The 14,279-nt window shown below is 53.8% G+C and carries 19 protein-coding genes and 1 riboswitch; of the genes, 9 read left to right on the top strand and 10 right to left on the bottom strand.

Features of this window, described 5'->3' with window-relative positions; translation table 11 throughout:
• The first annotated feature begins 42 nt into the window (after positions 1 to 42).
• The gene (locus FVB43_RS11730; RefSeq protein WP_167864050.1) at positions 43 to 1,620 is read left to right on the top strand and encodes an ABC transporter substrate-binding protein; all 1,578 of its coding nucleotides are present in this window, start codon (positions 43 to 45) and stop codon (positions 1,618 to 1,620) included.
• 57 nt (positions 1,621 to 1,677) lie between these two features.
• Here the strand turns inward: FVB43_RS11730 and FVB43_RS11725 are convergent, their stop codons facing one another.
• Positions 1,678 to 1,872: a hypothetical protein gene (locus tag FVB43_RS11725; RefSeq protein ID WP_133846243.1), complete on the bottom strand. Its 195-nt coding sequence runs from the start codon at positions 1,870 to 1,872 to the stop codon at positions 1,678 to 1,680.
• Between the two features lie 348 nt (positions 1,873 to 2,220).
• Here FVB43_RS11725 and FVB43_RS11720 point away from each other — a divergent pair, with 348 nt between their 5' ends.
• Positions 2,221 to 2,424, top strand: coding sequence for a KTSC domain-containing protein (locus FVB43_RS11720; RefSeq protein ID WP_133846242.1), 204 nt, complete (start codon positions 2,221 to 2,223; stop codon positions 2,422 to 2,424).
• Between the two features lie 319 nt (positions 2,425 to 2,743).
• On the opposite strand, the gene FVB43_RS11715 is transcribed toward FVB43_RS11720, so the two are convergent.
• Positions 2,744 to 2,959: a hypothetical protein gene (locus tag FVB43_RS11715; protein WP_167864049.1), complete on the bottom strand. Its 216-nt coding sequence runs from the start codon at positions 2,957 to 2,959 to the stop codon at positions 2,744 to 2,746.
• A gap of 33 nt (positions 2,960 to 2,992) precedes the next feature.
• Between FVB43_RS11715 and FVB43_RS11710 the strand changes: the two genes are divergently transcribed.
• A complete protein-coding gene (locus tag FVB43_RS11710; protein ID WP_167864048.1) occupies positions 2,993 to 4,006 on the top strand; it encodes an acyltransferase in 1,014 nt (337 codons plus the stop codon).
• A 74-nt stretch (positions 4,007 to 4,080) separates the two neighbouring features.
• Here the strand turns inward: FVB43_RS11710 and FVB43_RS11705 are convergent, their stop codons facing one another.
• Both FVB43_RS11705 and FVB43_RS11700 read right to left on the bottom strand, forming a co-directional pair.
• The gene (locus FVB43_RS11705) at positions 4,081 to 4,311 is read right to left on the bottom strand and encodes a hypothetical protein (protein WP_133846239.1); all 231 of its coding nucleotides are present in this window, start codon (positions 4,309 to 4,311) and stop codon (positions 4,081 to 4,083) included.
• Positions 4,312 to 4,387: 76 nt separating this feature from the next.
• Complete coding sequence (locus FVB43_RS11700; protein ID WP_133846329.1) at positions 4,388 to 4,969, bottom strand: class I SAM-dependent methyltransferase; 582 nt, start codon at positions 4,967 to 4,969, stop codon at positions 4,388 to 4,390.
• A 429-nt stretch (positions 4,970 to 5,398) separates the two neighbouring features.
• Between FVB43_RS11700 and yjbE the strand changes: the two genes are divergently transcribed.
• Positions 5,399 to 5,641: an exopolysaccharide production protein YjbE gene (gene yjbE, locus FVB43_RS11695; protein WP_133846238.1), complete on the top strand. Its 243-nt coding sequence runs from the start codon at positions 5,399 to 5,401 to the stop codon at positions 5,639 to 5,641.
• An 83-nt stretch (positions 5,642 to 5,724) separates the two neighbouring features.
• Here yjbE and FVB43_RS11690 read toward each other — a convergent pair whose 3' ends face one another.
• Positions 5,725 to 6,615 (bottom strand): dihydrodipicolinate synthase family protein, encoded by an 891-nt coding sequence (locus FVB43_RS11690; protein ID WP_133846237.1) that lies wholly within the window; start codon positions 6,613 to 6,615, stop codon positions 5,725 to 5,727.
• Positions 6,616 to 6,914: 299 nt separating this feature from the next.
• Complete coding sequence (iraP, locus tag FVB43_RS11685) at positions 6,915 to 7,208, bottom strand: anti-adapter protein IraP (RefSeq protein WP_133846236.1); 294 nt, start codon at positions 7,206 to 7,208, stop codon at positions 6,915 to 6,917.
• Between the two features lie 191 nt (positions 7,209 to 7,399).
• Here iraP and FVB43_RS11680 point away from each other — a divergent pair, with 191 nt between their 5' ends.
• Both FVB43_RS11680 and FVB43_RS11675 read left to right on the top strand, forming a co-directional pair.
• The gene (locus FVB43_RS11680) at positions 7,400 to 7,597 is read left to right on the top strand and encodes a hypothetical protein (RefSeq protein ID WP_133846235.1); all 198 of its coding nucleotides are present in this window, start codon (positions 7,400 to 7,402) and stop codon (positions 7,595 to 7,597) included.
• A 1-nt stretch (position 7,598) separates the two neighbouring features.
• Positions 7,599 to 8,348: a hypothetical protein gene (locus FVB43_RS11675; RefSeq protein WP_167864047.1), complete on the top strand. Its 750-nt coding sequence runs from the start codon at positions 7,599 to 7,601 to the stop codon at positions 8,346 to 8,348.
• Between the two features lies 1 nt (position 8,349).
• Here FVB43_RS11675 and crcB read toward each other — a convergent pair whose 3' ends face one another.
• Positions 8,350 to 8,727, bottom strand: coding sequence for a fluoride efflux transporter CrcB (crcB, locus tag FVB43_RS11670; RefSeq protein ID WP_133846233.1), 378 nt, complete (start codon positions 8,725 to 8,727; stop codon positions 8,350 to 8,352).
• An 83-nt stretch (positions 8,728 to 8,810) separates the two neighbouring features.
• Positions 8,811 to 8,882, bottom strand: a riboswitch (Fluoride riboswitch).
• A 137-nt stretch (positions 8,883 to 9,019) separates the two neighbouring features.
• On the opposite strand from crcB, the gene FVB43_RS11665 reads away from it, so the two are divergent.
• Together FVB43_RS11665 and FVB43_RS11660 are read left to right on the top strand one after the other, a co-directional pair.
• On the top strand, positions 9,020 to 9,727 hold the full coding sequence (locus FVB43_RS11665; protein ID WP_133846232.1) for a helix-turn-helix transcriptional regulator: 708 nt from the start codon (positions 9,020 to 9,022) through the stop codon (positions 9,725 to 9,727).
• The gene (locus FVB43_RS11660) at positions 9,724 to 10,647 is read left to right on the top strand and encodes a pyridoxal-phosphate dependent enzyme (RefSeq protein WP_133846231.1); all 924 of its coding nucleotides are present in this window, start codon (positions 9,724 to 9,726) and stop codon (positions 10,645 to 10,647) included. Before FVB43_RS11665 ends, FVB43_RS11660 begins: the two co-directional genes overlap by 4 nt.
• A gap of 3 nt (positions 10,648 to 10,650) precedes the next feature.
• Here FVB43_RS11660 and FVB43_RS11655 read toward each other — a convergent pair whose 3' ends face one another.
• Entirely contained in the window at positions 10,651 to 11,283 is a 633-nt protein-coding gene (locus FVB43_RS11655; protein ID WP_167864046.1) for an alanyl-tRNA editing protein, read from the bottom strand.
• A gap of 238 nt (positions 11,284 to 11,521) precedes the next feature.
• Between FVB43_RS11655 and FVB43_RS11650 the strand changes: the two genes are divergently transcribed.
• The gene (locus FVB43_RS11650) at positions 11,522 to 12,343 is read left to right on the top strand and encodes a shikimate 5-dehydrogenase (protein WP_159337626.1); all 822 of its coding nucleotides are present in this window, start codon (positions 11,522 to 11,524) and stop codon (positions 12,341 to 12,343) included.
• Between the two features lie 33 nt (positions 12,344 to 12,376).
• Here FVB43_RS11650 and FVB43_RS11645 read toward each other — a convergent pair whose 3' ends face one another.
• Together FVB43_RS11645 and proA are read right to left on the bottom strand one after the other, a co-directional pair.
• A complete protein-coding gene (locus tag FVB43_RS11645) occupies positions 12,377 to 13,003 on the bottom strand; it encodes a LysE family translocator (protein ID WP_167864045.1) in 627 nt (208 codons plus the stop codon).
• 22 nt (positions 13,004 to 13,025) lie between these two features.
• A complete protein-coding gene (proA, locus tag FVB43_RS11640) occupies positions 13,026 to 14,279 on the bottom strand; it encodes a glutamate-5-semialdehyde dehydrogenase (RefSeq protein ID WP_159337624.1) in 1,254 nt (417 codons plus the stop codon).

The raw sequence follows: 14,279 nt of genomic DNA, 5'->3' as shown, positions 1-14,279 counted from the left end.
ACGCCTATAGTCCTGATATCGCTCCCGATTCAGGACTCCATCATGCACAAGATTCTTCCTTTATTAATCGCCAGTACCCTGGCATTGACCCATGGCGCCCAGGCTGCCACTCCGGCCGATACGCTGGTGGTGGCCATCTCGCTCGACGGGATTATCAGCTTTGATCCGGCGGAAAGTTTTGAAACCGTCAGTAACAGCAGTCTGCGCAACGTCTACCAAACGCTGGTCTCCCCGGAGATCCGCCATGAACGTAATCTGGTCCCGGAACTCGCCAGCAAATGGGAAGCAGGTAGCACCGAACACAGTCTGCTGTTCACGCTCAACGCCGGGAAAAAATTTGCCAGCGGCAATCCGGTCACCAGCGACGATGTGATTTACTCGCTAACGCGTGCGGTGAAACTGAACAAAACGCCGGTCTTTATTCTGGGTGAGTTTGGCTGGACCCCGGATAATATTGATGCGCAGTTTACCAGGAAGAGCGATACGCAGTTTGAGCTCCGGTGGCAGTCAGCTATCGGCCGCGACCTGGCACTGAGACTGCTGACCTCTGCCGTCGCTTCAACAGTCGACAGCAAACTGGTGAAACAGCACGTCAGCCAGCAGGATTACGGTAATAACTGGCTGAGGACACATTCGGCAGGCAGTGGCCCTTATGCCATCAGCAAGTACGTGCCGCAGCAGGCGCTGGTGCTGGAACAGAATCCTAACGCACAGCCAGCCCCGCATCTGAAACGCGTGCTGCTGAAAAGCGTTGCCGATGCCGGTTCACGCAGACTGTTGCTGGAAAAGGGCGATGCAGATGTGGCATACGATCTGGGCGCAGACCAGTTCGCCACGCTGAAAAAACAAACCAACGTGCGTGTTGCCAGCTATCCCTCCGCACTGATTTACTACCTCGGTTTCAACACTCAGGATAAACAACAACCTGCGCTGGGTAACCCGGCGCTGTGGCAGGCCGCACGCTGGCTGGTCGATTACAACAGCCTGTCCACGCAGCTGTTAAAGGGCCAGTATCAAACACATCAGACCTTCCTCCCTGCTGGCTTTGACGGCGCGCTGGACAACCAACCTTTCCACTACGATGTGGCAAAAGCGAAAGCGATTCTGGCGAAAGGAGGGATCAAGCCCGGCACCCGCTTTTCTCTGACCATTATCAATCAGCCACCGTACAGTGACGTGGCGCAGGCGTTGCAGGCCAGCTTTGCCAAAGCGGATATCCAGATTGATATCCAGCCCGTGGCAGAGTCTGAGCTCTGGGGAAAAATGCGTGGACGTAACTTCCAGTCCATCTTTATCTACTGGGGCGCGGATTACGTCGATGCCAACAGCAACGCCAGCACCTTCGCCTACAACGTTGAGGGCGGGCCGAAAACACTGGCCTGGCGCGTCGGCTGGACTATTCCTGAGCTGAGTGCCAAAACACGTGCGGCCGCCGCAGAGAGCGATGTGAAAAAACGCACGGCGCTTTATCAGGAACTGCAAACCGACATCCAGCAAAACTCGCCGTATGTGGTGTCATTACAGGGGCAGAAACAGGTGGGGCTGGGCAACAATGTCCAGGGCGACTATCAGGGCGTGGGCAACAGCCTGCTCTATTTCGATCTGGTCAGTAAAAAGTAGTGCATTTCAGCTACGGGCCTTGCCCGTAGCTGAACGTCTGGTTATCTGAAACGAGTCTCAGGAAATCGCGGAGTCAGACGCGTGCTTATGTTTTTCAGCTTCAAAATGCGTCTTAAACTGCTCATAGATCGAGATCATATTGGCCGCATCGCCCTGCAACGGGCTCAATTTCCCGGCGCGAACCAGTTCAATCACCAATTGTAAGGCAGCCTGCTTCGGGCTGTTGGACGGGTGTGCAATTTCATTCGACATATCAAATTCCGCTAAACCAGTGAAAAAAAGCACTTTAGCAAGTTTGATCGTCCTCCGTCATCCTTTTTGCCTCTCCATACAAATCACCAAATCTATGCAAAAAAAATATTCTTGTACAAGTTTGGCGAGGCATGTACAGTAGCCCTGTAACGAATCATGCATTTGCATGGCCTCAGGAAGTGTTGCTGGGTTTCCCACTTCCCGAGGCTCATTTTTATCCGCTTCTCTCTGTCGCTCCCCGCCTCGCTTGTCTTAATGTGCCTAAACCTCAATGAATTTGATTCAGGACAAGATGAACTCGTGTTTATAGGTTAAATTTTAATCACACGATTTGGTTCAGGAGGGGATATGAAACGACAAATTGTTGCCTCATCTGCAATTCACTCTGTCGGCTACGATGCTGACAAACGGATACTGGAAGTTGAATTACTCGGTCATGGGACGTCGACTTATCGCAATGTCCCTCTGACGACCTGGCATTTTTTTATGGCGGCTCCCTCTAAAGGCGCCTTCTTCTACAAACACATCAAGCATCAGTTTTTACAGCATTAATCGCTGTGTCTTCGCGCGGGAACGCAATTGTTTCCGCCTTTACTTCAGATCCAGATAAAATGAGAGTATTCTCATAGAGAAGCGCCCCCATTAACACCGATATTGCCTCCGGTTTATGACAGGTTACGGTCGTAGTGCGAAAAGGTCATGGTGACCTGCGCTTATTGGCTACGACCTAACACAGGCTAATGGAGGGCACGCTATGTCGCAATTTAGCGACAAAATAAAATTCACTGAACGCTACCCGCTATTTCTCTTGTTTGCGGGTTTGATCCTTTTGACGCCTTTTTCCATGGCAGAGAAAACCGTTATTTCTTTATCACAGGAGCAGGATGGCGGTGATGCGGGCCGGGCTTGTATCTATGTTCATAAGGGTAAAGCAGAGTTCCGCATCGTCAAACCGGGTGAATCCTGCGCCCCGGAAATTATCATCAATAATCAACGCAGTTAAAACTGCGGGCGTTTTTGCAGGTAAAACATCAGACTTGCCCCAAAATATGTTACCTTTAAGGCAGTGAATACCTGCAGATGCCATGCAGTGTAGCCCTCTGGCAAAGGAAACCGTTGTTTGAAAACCCTCAATATTAAACTGTTGACGATCATCGCTACTTATCTGGTCGTTCTGTTGCACACGGCGGCGGTACCGTTCAGCACATTTCATAGCGCCTGGTCAGTCGCGGTGATGTACGATGCGCTGGGACGAATTTCATTTCCCTTGTTTTTGCTGATCGCCGGTTATATCTCACTGAATAAAAATGAATCATTGTTAAGCACGCTGAAAACTCGCGTGTTGAATTTGTTGTTACCCCTGATTGCCTGGACAGGTATTTATTTTATTTACGACCGCTTAATCAACGACAGCACGACCCTTTTCAGCTTACTGGATCTGCTGAGCACCCCAGCCTACGAGCATTTGTGGTTTATCTATACCCTGATTCTGCTGTTCCTGGTGACGCCGCTGCTGAATACGTTTATTCAAAACGGAAGTCAGAAGAGAATTAACTACATTATTGCCGTCTGGTTTGCGCTGGCCTCCGTGTATATGTTATTTGATAACTTCAAAGAGACCGTACTGGAAAACCGGATAGCACCCACGCCCAGCAATATCGACATGGTGGTTTATCTCTCCGGATTTTATATTATTGGCGGGGTGGTTCGTCGTTATAAGCTGTCGCCCAAAGTCACCATTGCGGCGATTATATTTATCCTCAGCGCAGTATTAACGGCAGTGATGGGGTATTCGCTGTCGAAAAGCATTGGTCAACCTAATGAGATTTTCCTGTTTTATTCAGCACCCACGATTGTCACACTCGCATTGGCCTGCTTCTTTATGCTGCTGCATGCTCCTTTGCAGTTTTCACGGCGCGTGAATCTGATCATCCGCAATCTGGCCAGGCTTAGCGTAGGGGTTTACTTTGTGCACATGCTGGTACTGGAAACGCTAATGCGGTTGTATCCCATCAGCTTTGATAACTATTCTTCGGTACTGACGATCCCAGCCATAGCGCTGGTCAGCTATCTGCTGTCAGTACTGCTAATCTCGTTGATAGACCGCGTTCCGGGGCTGAAACGTCTTATCTGATGCAATGACCGTTCAGGTATTGCCTGAACGGCCGTTGTCGTCCGGTAGCAAATGTACCGTTTACAAGGCAAGTATCAGAACCTTGCCTCCGCAAATTTATGCGGTTGATTGATGGCCCTGCGGGCAATCCAGTAGAGTAAAATACGTTCGTCATCCTGATCCTGATCGGCCATCGCCAGCAGCTTTAAGCCCAGCGTGGATTTGTTAACCGGCTGACCCGTAATACTCAAGTCAACCACGGCTTTACCGATGATAGTACACACTTCTTCTTCACTCGAAATTGGTACTGCTTCTTCAGTGCTCATCTTGTCCTCCTCTTGGGTTAAAGATTAAGCATAGCAAAGCTGCACCAATAACAAGCCAGAGTCAGATCAATCTCATTTAACGTCCACGACTGGCCCAGGGTAACTGCGCCAGCGAATGGCCACGATAGACCCATGCCGGGGGCAGATTCGCCAGTACTCGCGTGCGATTCCAGGCGAAATACCCGGAGAGCAACGGCTCGCAAAGCGAGGTGTACTGGAACTGGATAAAGACACCATTGGCACTCAGCTGTGAGGCAGCCTGCTGCAAAATACGATGACGAACCTCATGCGGCAGCGATAACAGCGGCAGGCCGGAAAAAATCGCATCAAACTCTCCGCACAACGTCTCCGCTGATTCGCCACTCACCTGCAAACGCGCATCCTCAAGTGCCGCCAGCCGAGGATGAAAACGTGGGTTCGTTTCAAACGTCAGCAGGCTGGCATCCGGGCGCATTCGGGTCAGCAGGTGACGGGTTAACACACCGTCCCCTGCCCCCAATTCTGCAATTCGCAGGCAATGCTGCCAGTCGACGGCATCTGACATGGTTTTACACAATGCCTTAGACGAAGGGGCAATCGTGCCCGTTTTACGGGGGTCTGCAATAAACTCCTGGAGATACCCGGTTTTATTTTTGATATAGGACAGTGCAGATAGCAACATAAACCCTCGCTTCAATACGGCAATCTTCAGTAGGCCATAACTGGCTTAACAAGTTCTTAAAAGCTGGGCTATTTGGCAAAAACCAGGATTAATCGCACACTGCGCGGGCATCCAGGGAAGGAATAATGATGCTAAGAGGATATTCTGAAAATAAGTGCGGTTTTCCAGCCACAGGCGGCCACGTTTCACAGCCAGTATTAATCGTACTCAGCGCGAGAAAGTTCTCATCGCATTTTCGCCGCTGCGCTAATCCCCACTATGACAGTATTGTGACAAGAAGACAGAACAGTTATGACTGGATCTTTTTTCCTGCCACTGCGACTGGAGTCCCGCTGAAACCGCTGTGAGATGCCCATATCACAACACAATAAATCTCATTATCCTTCTCTGGCAGCACCTGCTGTCTCCAGACCTTAGGATAATAAAATGAAATATGTTAAATCAGTTTTTCTGCTGGTATTACTGGCAGGCAGCGCCAACACCTGGGCCGTTACTGGGGCAGGTGAGGCAGCAGGTAGTAGCGCATCATCCATGTCAGATGGCACTTCAGATGCCGTCGGCGTGGGCGCAGTCGCTGCTCTGTTAGGCGTGGCTCTCGCGACTTCCGGCGGTGGTGATGGCTCCAATACCGGAACAACGACCACCACAACCTCTACCGTTTCACGTTAATTATTCTTTCACACAGCAAGTAGAAAGCCGGTCTCACAAAGCTTTCAATGGCCCTGCGAACCCGCAGGGCCATTTCTGCTACATCACTCCACATCCGGTAATGCATGCAACACCTGCTCAACCTGTCGACACTCGGCACTGTTCAGCCCCAATAACGGCCGTGGCAATACGGGCTGGCAAATCCCCAGAATATCTGCGGCGGCATACATCACTCGCAGGCTACTCAGCGTCTGAAACAATTGCCACAACGGCGCCAGCTGCTGGTTGAGTTCTGCAACGCGATCCACCTCTCCCCCCTGCGCAGCACGGGTTAGCGCCAGAGCCTGTTGCGGTAATAATCCTCCCAGCACGCTAAACCACACATCGCCACCGGCCAGCAATGCCCCTGCCGCATGCCAGTCACCGCTGTAGCCGACGGCAAACGTTGTTGGAAACAACGCTCGCAGCTCCGCTACATCGCTCTGACGCATATCGGCCTGTCCGGGCTGCTTCAGCGCCTGTATCTGCGGCAATGTTGCCAGCCGCTGTAGTAAGCCCTGCGTGAAGGTAAAGTGCGTCGTGCCAGGATTGTTATAGATACAAATGGGCAGATGACTGGACTGCGCCACGGCAGAATAGTGCTGGAAAACTTCCTCTTCACGCAGTGGCGTATAGGAAACCGGCGCCAGTAAAATTCCCTGAGCGCCGGCGCGTTCAGCATCCTCAGCCAACAGGCAAGCCTCATCAGTACGCAGCGCTCCCGCGCTGGGAATCACCGGGATGTCCGGGCCAAGACAGGCCACTGCAGCCTCAATGGATCGCTGCTTCTGTTCACGACTGAGATAGGCATACAACCCGGTACTGCCGTGTAACCCCACTGAATCGACCCCCGCTCGTTTCAGCCTGAGCAGCAGTTTTTCCAGAGCAGGAATATCAACCACGCCAGACGTATTTAGAGGCGTTATGGGGAAAGCAGAAAGTCCGCGAAACAGCATGACAAAAGCTCCTGAAGTTGCAGAAATGGTGCAATAACAGTAACCCAAACAGCTCAGCACAAGCGGATTACACGCACCTTAACTTGTCGCCTATACTGAATATCAGTCCCTGATCGGTCAAAGGAGTGAGTGATGTTAATCGGCTTCGTATTACTCGTCAGTGCCTGTGGATATGATGCTTGTGACGCACTTCCGGTTTCCGAGCATATTTATCCCACCCGATACGCCTGTGAAGAGATGGCCGAACGGATCTTAAAGCGGCGCCCCAATGTGGTGCTGCTGTGTGGGGAGGTTTATCGTTAGCTGTCTTCTGTTGATGCAGCATCATCCACATAACGGGTCACCGCCAGCAGGCGGTTGACATGGGTCAACAGCAAATCCACATCAGTTTGTAGAAAGCCATCGCCACTGCGTGACGCAGTGAGTACTGCATTCTGAATATTTTCAGAGATCGAGGATGATCCCTCTTTGCCTGCGGTCAACAACAGCGCGGCAATCAGCAGGGATTGTGCTTCAACCTGGGCTGTCAGCTCTTTCGTATCCACATCCATTTTGGCGAGCTTCATTAAAATATCGATGACCAGTTGCTTCATGTCGCTATTATCCTTATCAGATTATCCGTATGAAATTACCACTCTCCCCAATCCGGGTAAACAGGACAGACCGCAAGATAAGGCAAATGATCGCGATTTCCAGATAATCCCTCAGTGTGTTTTCGCCTTCATCTGATAGCGGAAATGCCACTCTGCTGCCAGGCTTCCCCGACACCCGTTGAGGAGAAACTATGTTCCGCTTTATTTGCTCTTTGTTTTCCAGCCCCGAGTCCCTGTTGCAGGTGATGAGTCAACGCGATATTGCTGAGTCGATCGAAGAAGGTGAACGTATTCTGATTGATGAAGATGGCAGCGCGATGGTCAATTTTTCCAGCCCGGAAGTCCATGAAGACTTTGCCCGGCACGTTAATGCACTGAAGAGGGCCTGAGATGGGAACGGCGATCTTTATGGTGTTAATGGTCTGCGGCTACTGGTACACCAGCCGCGACCTCTCTACACGTTTCAAAATCAAACGTTCATTTGGCTGGGATGTTTACTTCCTGGTGGCGCTGTATGGCTGCATTTTTGTCCTGCAGGGTGTTTTGGCCACCGGACTGATCTGGTTAGTGCTGCTGGCCGTATCGGCAACCTTTAACGCCATTCCGTCACTGGCAGATGGCCTGCATCATCAGTGGCAAATCGAATTTATGACCTGGAGCTTTTTAGGCATTCAGGCACCCGTGGTCATCATGCTCACCTTTGCTGTGGCCTTTTGCATTTACCGTTCAAGCTGGTCAGGCAGCGCCCGACTGGATAGCTTTGGCCGCAAAAAGCTGTACAAGAAGCTCTCCCGCGCCAATGGCGTTGAGGGATTACTGTTTCAGTGCATGGAAGAAGGTGAGCTTGCCTGGATCACGCTGAAATCGCGGCGTATTTATATCGGTATGATCCACGCCGCCTCTTATGACAATGTCGCGACAGCCAATGTCGTGCTGATCCCGATGCTGAGTGGTTACCGCGATGGCAAAAGCCTGAATTTATGCATTGAGCATAATTACAGCCGCTGGTATGCCGAACATGGCATCACGCTCGATTCAGAACCGAAATCGGCCATGGCTTTTCGCAAAGTGATCATGCTGGAGCAGATAGAAAGCCTGTCATTGTTTGATGAGGCCAGCGCCAGTGCGCTGGCACGCTAAATCAGAACAAAAGAGACATCAGCCAGAACCCGGCGAAGGTCATCAGCAGCGATCCGAGCACATGCACCAGAATCGAGGTCATCGCCCACAGATAATTTCCTGCCTGCAATAGCGTCACCACCTCCAGCGAGAAGGTGGAAAATGTCGTCATGCCGCCGCACAGTCCGGTGGTGATCAGCAGCTTCCAGGCCGGATCAATCCCCGGGTGGCGCACAAACCAGGCCACCGTTGCGCCAATAATAAAGCCGCCCACCAGATTCACCAGCAGCGTGCCCGGTGGCAGGTTGGGGAACAGGCTATTCAGACGCACGGCCAGCAACCAGCGGATCACGCAGCCCGCACAGCCGCCAATCATGACAGCCAGTAATGGTTTCAACATAAAATCCTCAGAAATGGAGAGGAAGGTGCCAACAGGCAAATAATACACGGCCTGATACACCGACCTCTGGTTAAACAGAGTCAGGGTTATCAGGCGTCATCAGCCCTTACAGTCAGGGCGGTTGGGAAAGGTGGAACACCATCACCTTATGGCATTTAAGATAATCAGCGCCTACAGGTTTTGCAAGTGGCCTGTTAAACGATACCCTCGCTTAAAATCAACAAAATGTTGATAGCTAAACATCCTGTTGATAACCTACTGCATTCTGTTCTCTTACCCTCGTTGAGTCATTATGACAGCACATTCCCCAGATATTGCCCGCGAACGCGCACTGATCCTGCAAACCCTGAACGCCGCAATCACAGCCCTGGGCAGTGTGGTTGGGCGTAATACAGAAATCGTTCTGCATGACCTGGAACACCCGGAAAAATCAGTGCTGGCCATCACTCACGGTCATATCACCGGCCGCGTGCCAGGCAGCCCGGTACTGGCTGTTCCCTTAGAGGATCAGGGGCTGCGCGCGCTGCTCAACGATAACGCACAGGCGAGCAATACGACGCCGACAGTGATCCCTGACTATCCAACCCGGGGTAAAAACGGCCAGACCCTGCGCAGCGCGACCGCACTTTATCGTGACAGCAATGGTCAGCCGTTTGCCGCACTCTGCATCAATACTGATAACAGCGAACTGTTGGCGGCGAAACGCTGCCTTGATAGCCTGCTCAACGCAGACGCGCCGCCCCCTCAAACAGAAGAGAGCGTGGATATGGGGCAGCTAATGGCGGATATCATTGCTGACTCGCTGAGTGAACTGAATGGCAACCTGCGCGTGTCGCGTAAGCAGGCCAAACTGGCGGCGGTTCGAAAAATGCAGGATCGCGGTATGTTTATCGTCAAGGGCGGGATTGAGAAAGCCGCAGCAGCGCTGGGCGTCACCCGCTACACCATTTACAACTATCTGGATGAAATCCGCGACGAACAATCAGGGAGCACCTTATGAGCCTGCATATCACCACCCCGCTTCTCTCTTCACGCCCGTTAAGCCTGCTGGCAGGCCGCGAAGTGATGCTGAAAATGGAGGCGTTACAGCCGCCCGGTTCCTTTAAAATCCGTGGTATTGGCCTTGCCTGCGAAACCTGGCAGCGCCGGGGGGCACAGCGTTTTGTCTCTTCGTCAGGGGGCAATGCCGGTTTGGCCGTGGCCTGGGCCGGGCGCCATCTCGGTGTGCCCGTCACCGTTGTGGTGCCGGAAACCACCCCGTTGCGGGCACAGGAGCTGTTGCGGCAGGAGCACGCTGAGGTGATTGTACACGGCAGCTCCTGGCAGGAAGCGAATCAATATGCACAATCACTGACGGGCAAACAGGATGCGTTTCTGCATCCGTTCGACGATCCGCTGCTGTGGCAGGGGCACGCAACGATGATTGATGAAGTGGCGCAGAGCGGGATGAAACCTGACGCCGTGCTGCTGTCGGTGGGCGGTGGCGGCTTGCTGGCGGGCGTGGTGGCCGGGCTACAGCGTAATGGCTGGCAGGACGTTCCTGTGCTGGCCGTTGAAACAACAGGCGCCGCATCTTTTCATGCGGCGCAGGCCGCCGGGAAGAGCGTCGAACTGGCGGAGATCCGCAGTATTGCCTCTTCGCTGGGCGCAAAGCGGGTGTGCGACCAGGCGCTACGCTGCGCCGGTGAACATCCGATACACAGCCTGCTGGTGTCAGATCTTGCCGCCGTCACCGCCTGCGAACGCTTTCTTGACGATCACCGGGTGCTGGTAGAACCGGCCTGCGGGGCCAGCCTTGCCGTGGTTTATGACCAGCATCCGCAGATCGCCGCTTATCAAAACCTGCTGGTCATTGTCTGCGGCGGTGCCACCAGCAGCCTTGAACACCTGCAAAAAATGGCCGCCGCACTGCGCGGCTGACCCTCAGTCCAGTTCGTACTGAACGGATAACTGCCCTTTCTTCTCTTTGGCACTGGTGATGCGCACCAGGCCAACCTGCGCGGTCGACAATACGTGCGTACCGCCGCAGGCGTAAGCAGGCAGCGCTCCCCAGGTGACTTTACGCATCCCTTCCTGCTCACTCAGCATGCGTGGCAAATCTGCCGCCACCAGCGCCTGGGTCAGGCGCTCCAGTTCTGCCACGTCCACGGCTTTCACAGGCTGTTCTCCCGGTGCAAAAACAATGCGCCCGGCACCGGGGCGATGATCACCTTTGGTGGCATACCAGCCAAACTGCTCGCCGACGACACCGATCAGATGCCCGGCCGAGTGCATGCGGGTATGGTGCGCGCGCACCTGCCCATCAACCTTGATCGCCACCGGCCCGAGCGGCACGCTGGTTGCCAACAGATGGATCACCTGCCCCTCTTCCTGGCTGGCTTTCACCACCTCAATCCCCCCGAGCGTTCCCTGGTCAGAGGGCTGCCCACCGCCCTGCGGATGAAACAGCGTTGAAGAGAGGATCACCCGGTACTGACCATTGTCATCCGGCTGGCAGCTGATCACTTCGCTGGTCATTTCGAGGCTGTCGTTGTGGTAATACGCTCTGTCCGTCATCAATCAGGTTCTCAACAGTGAGGAGATTATCGCCCAGCAGGTTAGCATTCCACTCCAGAAAACTAAACGAAATGTTGAAATTTAATCTCTGAAATCTTGATTAATCAACAAAATAGATAAATAGCGTCTTTGACGCTCTGTTCTGCTTAAAAGGGGAAATTTGTCAGCGAATTCAGCAGTTTTTTATCTCGTGATTTTAGTCCATGCTGGATGCCACTCCCTTCACAGAGACAACCCGATGACCAAAAATCTGAATAAAGACACCCAGGTCTGCATGTCACTGGCGGCACGGCCCGGCAATTTTGGCACCCGTTTCCATAACTATCTCTATGACGCCCTCGATCTCGATTACCTCTACAAAGCGTTCACCACCAAAGACTTAAGCGCGGCGATTGGCGGCGTGCGGGCGCTGGGTATCCGTGGCTGTGCCATTTCAATGCCATTTAAAGAGGCCTGCATTCCCCTGCTGGATGAGCTGGACGCCTCCGCCAAAGCCATCAATTCGGTGAATACCATTGTCAATACCGAGGGTTACCTGAAGGCTTATAACACCGACTATATTGCCATCCATAACCTGTTGAAACAGTATCAGGTCCCCACCGGACTGACCTTCGCTCTGCGTGGCAGCGGTGGCATGGCAAAAGCGGTGGCCTGCGCCTTAAAAGACAGCGGTTTCCATCAGGGCTATATTATTGCACGCAACGAAACCAGTGGGCGCGAACTGGCGGAGCTGTACGGTTTTGAATGGCGTGCTGACCTGGAAGGGCTACAGCCTGGGCTGCTGATCAATGCCACGCCTACCGGAATGGCGGGCGGTGCAGATGCCGATGCATTGTCATTTGATCGTGCGACTATTGACGCTGCCAGCGTGATTTTTGAAGTGGTGGCGTTACCGGAACTGACACCGCTGGTACAGTACGCGCGCAGCCAGAAGAAGACTGTCATTACTGGTTCTGAAGTGTTTGCTATTCAGGCAGTGGAACAGTTTGCGCTGTATACCGGCGTTCGGCCCGATGATGCCCTATTCCGCAAAGCGGCGGCGCATGCACGACAGGGATAGATGACGTGTGGGCTGCCCTGCCGGGCGGCCCGTTCAGCGTTTATCCATCACCATTTTGACCGCCAGCCCCGCCAGTACCGTTCCCATCAGCCAGCGCTGGGCTTTCTGCCAGCCGGGGCGGCCGGCAAGGAAGGTAGCAATAGTGCCAGCGGCAAAAACAATCAGGCTGTTCACCAGCATACTGGTGACGATCTGCGTGAAGCCCAGCGTCAGGGATTGCGCCAGAACATTGCCCTGCTCCGGGTGGATAAACTGTGGCAACAGGGTGAGATAGATCACCGCCGTTTTGGGATTCAGCAGATTGGTCAGCAGCCCCATAGTAAACAGCTTACGCGGGCTGTCCGGCGGCAGATCGCGCAGTTGAAACGGGGATTTCCCCCCGAACAGTGCCTGCCATGCCATCCACAGTAAATAGGCCGCACCGGCTAAGCGCAGTGCGTCGTAAGCCATCGGCACCGCCATCACCAATGCCGTAATCCCCAGCGCAGCGCAGACCATGTAAAACATAAAGCCCAGCGCCACGCCGCACAGAGAGATGTACCCGGCCCTGCGTCCCTGGCAAAGAGAGCGCGAGATCAGGTAAATCATATTGGGGCCGGGGGTTAACACCATCCCAAGGGCGATGGCGGCAAAGGGTAAAAGCTGGGAAAGCGTAACCATTTCAACCGCCTCTTTTTATCCGTTAAACACGCACCGTATCGTCGCCATACGCCACCCACTTATAGGTGGTCAGTGCTTCCAGGCCCATCGGGCCGCGGGCATGCAACTTCTGGGTACTGACCGCCACTTCAGCGCCAAGACCAAACTGGCCGCCATCGGTAAAACGGGTGCTGGCGTTGACGTAGACGGCCGATGAATCCACTTCGTTAACGAAGCGGTCAGCATTCTGGATGGTGCGCGTCAGAATCGCATCAGAGTGCTGCGTGCCGTACTCACGGATATGGGCAATGCCCTCATCCAGTGAGTCCACCAGCTTGACGTTCAAATCCAGCGCCAGCCACTCATCGCGATATTGCGCTTCAGTGACCGCACTGACGCTGGCCAGACCGTTGCTTAACAGCGGCAGCGAGCGCGGATCCGCATGCAGGCTGATGCCTTCCTGCGCCATCCGGGCGCTCAGGGCAGGCAGGAACGTGTCGGCAATCGCCGCATCAATCAGCAGGGTTTCCACCGAGTTACAGGCGCTTGGACGCTGTTTTTTGGCGTTAACGATCACCTTCAGTGCCGCATCCTGTTCAATGCTGCGATCAACATAGATATGGCAAACGCCGATACCGCCGGTGATCACCGGAATGGTGGACTGCTCACGGCACAGCTTATGCAGCCCGGCACCGCCGCGTGGGATCAGCATATCCACGTAACGGTCGAGCTTCAGCAGTTGATTCACCAGCTCACGGTCCGGGCTTTCAATCGCCTGCACCGCACCTGCTGGCAGACCATGCTGTTTCAGGGCATCCTGAATCACCCGCACGGTGGCACCGTTGGTGCGATACGTCTCTTTGCCACCGCGCAGGATCACCGCATTACCGGTTTTCAGGCACAGGCTGGCAACGTCCACGGTCACGTTCGGACGCGCTTCATAAATCACGCCGACCACACCCAGCGGCACGCGGCGGCGCTCAATACGCAGCCCACTGTCGAGCTTACCGCCGTCGATCACCACACCCACCGGATCGGCCAGACGGCACACCTGACGCACATCATCGGCAATCCCTTTCAGGCGCGTCTGATCCAGCATCAGGCGGTCCAGCAGTGCGGCACTCATGCCGTTCTGGCGTGCATCTGCCAGGTCGAGTTCGTTGGCGGCCAGTATGGATGCGCTCTGCGCTTCCAGATGGTCAGCAATCGTCATCAGCACCTGATTTTTCTGTGCGGTCGACAGCACCGACAGCTGATACGAAGCGGCCTTAGCGGCCTTACCCATTTGTTCAAGCAT

The sequence above is a fragment of the Erwinia rhapontici genome (assembly GCF_012271765.1).
In the GTDB taxonomy this organism is placed as follows: domain Bacteria; phylum Pseudomonadota; class Gammaproteobacteria; order Enterobacterales; family Enterobacteriaceae; genus Erwinia; species Erwinia rhapontici.
Note: the sequence above shows the minus strand (reverse complement) of the source record. Positions and strands in the feature narration are given on the sequence as shown.

Bases quoted from the DNA above. Each gene is read 5' to 3' on its own strand.
- FVB43_RS11730 (WP_167864050.1), top strand. From the start codon at position 43: ATGCACAAGATTCTTCCTTTATTAATCGCCAGTACCCTGGCATTGACC.
- FVB43_RS11705 (WP_133846239.1), bottom strand. From the start codon at position 4,311: ATGAGCACTGAAGAAGCAGTACCAATTTCGAGTGAAGAAGAAGTGTGT.
- proA (WP_159337624.1), bottom strand. From the start codon at position 14,279: ATGCTTGAACAAATGGGTAAGGCCGCTAAGGCCGCTTCGTATCAGCTG.
- FVB43_RS11650 (WP_159337626.1), top strand. From the start codon at position 11,522: ATGACCAAAAATCTGAATAAAGACACCCAGGTCTGCATGTCACTGGCG.
- FVB43_RS11720 (WP_133846242.1), top strand. From the start codon at position 2,221: ATGAAACGACAAATTGTTGCCTCATCTGCAATTCACTCTGTCGGCTAC.
- FVB43_RS11725 (WP_133846243.1), bottom strand. From the start codon at position 1,872: ATGTCGAATGAAATTGCACACCCGTCCAACAGCCCGAAGCAGGCTGCC.
- FVB43_RS11715 (WP_167864049.1), bottom strand. From the start codon at position 2,959: ATGGCATCTGCAGGTATTCACTGCCTTAAAGGTAACATATTTTGGGGC.
- yjbE (WP_133846238.1), top strand. From the start codon at position 5,399: ATGAAATATGTTAAATCAGTTTTTCTGCTGGTATTACTGGCAGGCAGC.
- FVB43_RS11660 (WP_133846231.1), top strand. From the start codon at position 9,724: ATGAGCCTGCATATCACCACCCCGCTTCTCTCTTCACGCCCGTTAAGC.
- FVB43_RS11655 (WP_167864046.1), bottom strand. From the start codon at position 11,283: ATGACGGACAGAGCGTATTACCACAACGACAGCCTCGAAATGACCAGC.
- crcB (WP_133846233.1), bottom strand. From the start codon at position 8,727: ATGTTGAAACCATTACTGGCTGTCATGATTGGCGGCTGTGCGGGCTGC.
- iraP (WP_133846236.1), bottom strand. From the start codon at position 7,208: ATGAAGCAACTGGTCATCGATATTTTAATGAAGCTCGCCAAAATGGAT.
- FVB43_RS11680 (WP_133846235.1), top strand. From the start codon at position 7,400: ATGTTCCGCTTTATTTGCTCTTTGTTTTCCAGCCCCGAGTCCCTGTTG.
- FVB43_RS11675 (WP_167864047.1), top strand. From the start codon at position 7,599: ATGGGAACGGCGATCTTTATGGTGTTAATGGTCTGCGGCTACTGGTAC.
- FVB43_RS11690 (WP_133846237.1), bottom strand. From the start codon at position 6,615: ATGCTGTTTCGCGGACTTTCTGCTTTCCCCATAACGCCTCTAAATACG.
- FVB43_RS11665 (WP_133846232.1), top strand. From the start codon at position 9,020: ATGACAGCACATTCCCCAGATATTGCCCGCGAACGCGCACTGATCCTG.
- FVB43_RS11645 (WP_167864045.1), bottom strand. From the start codon at position 13,003: ATGGTTACGCTTTCCCAGCTTTTACCCTTTGCCGCCATCGCCCTTGGG.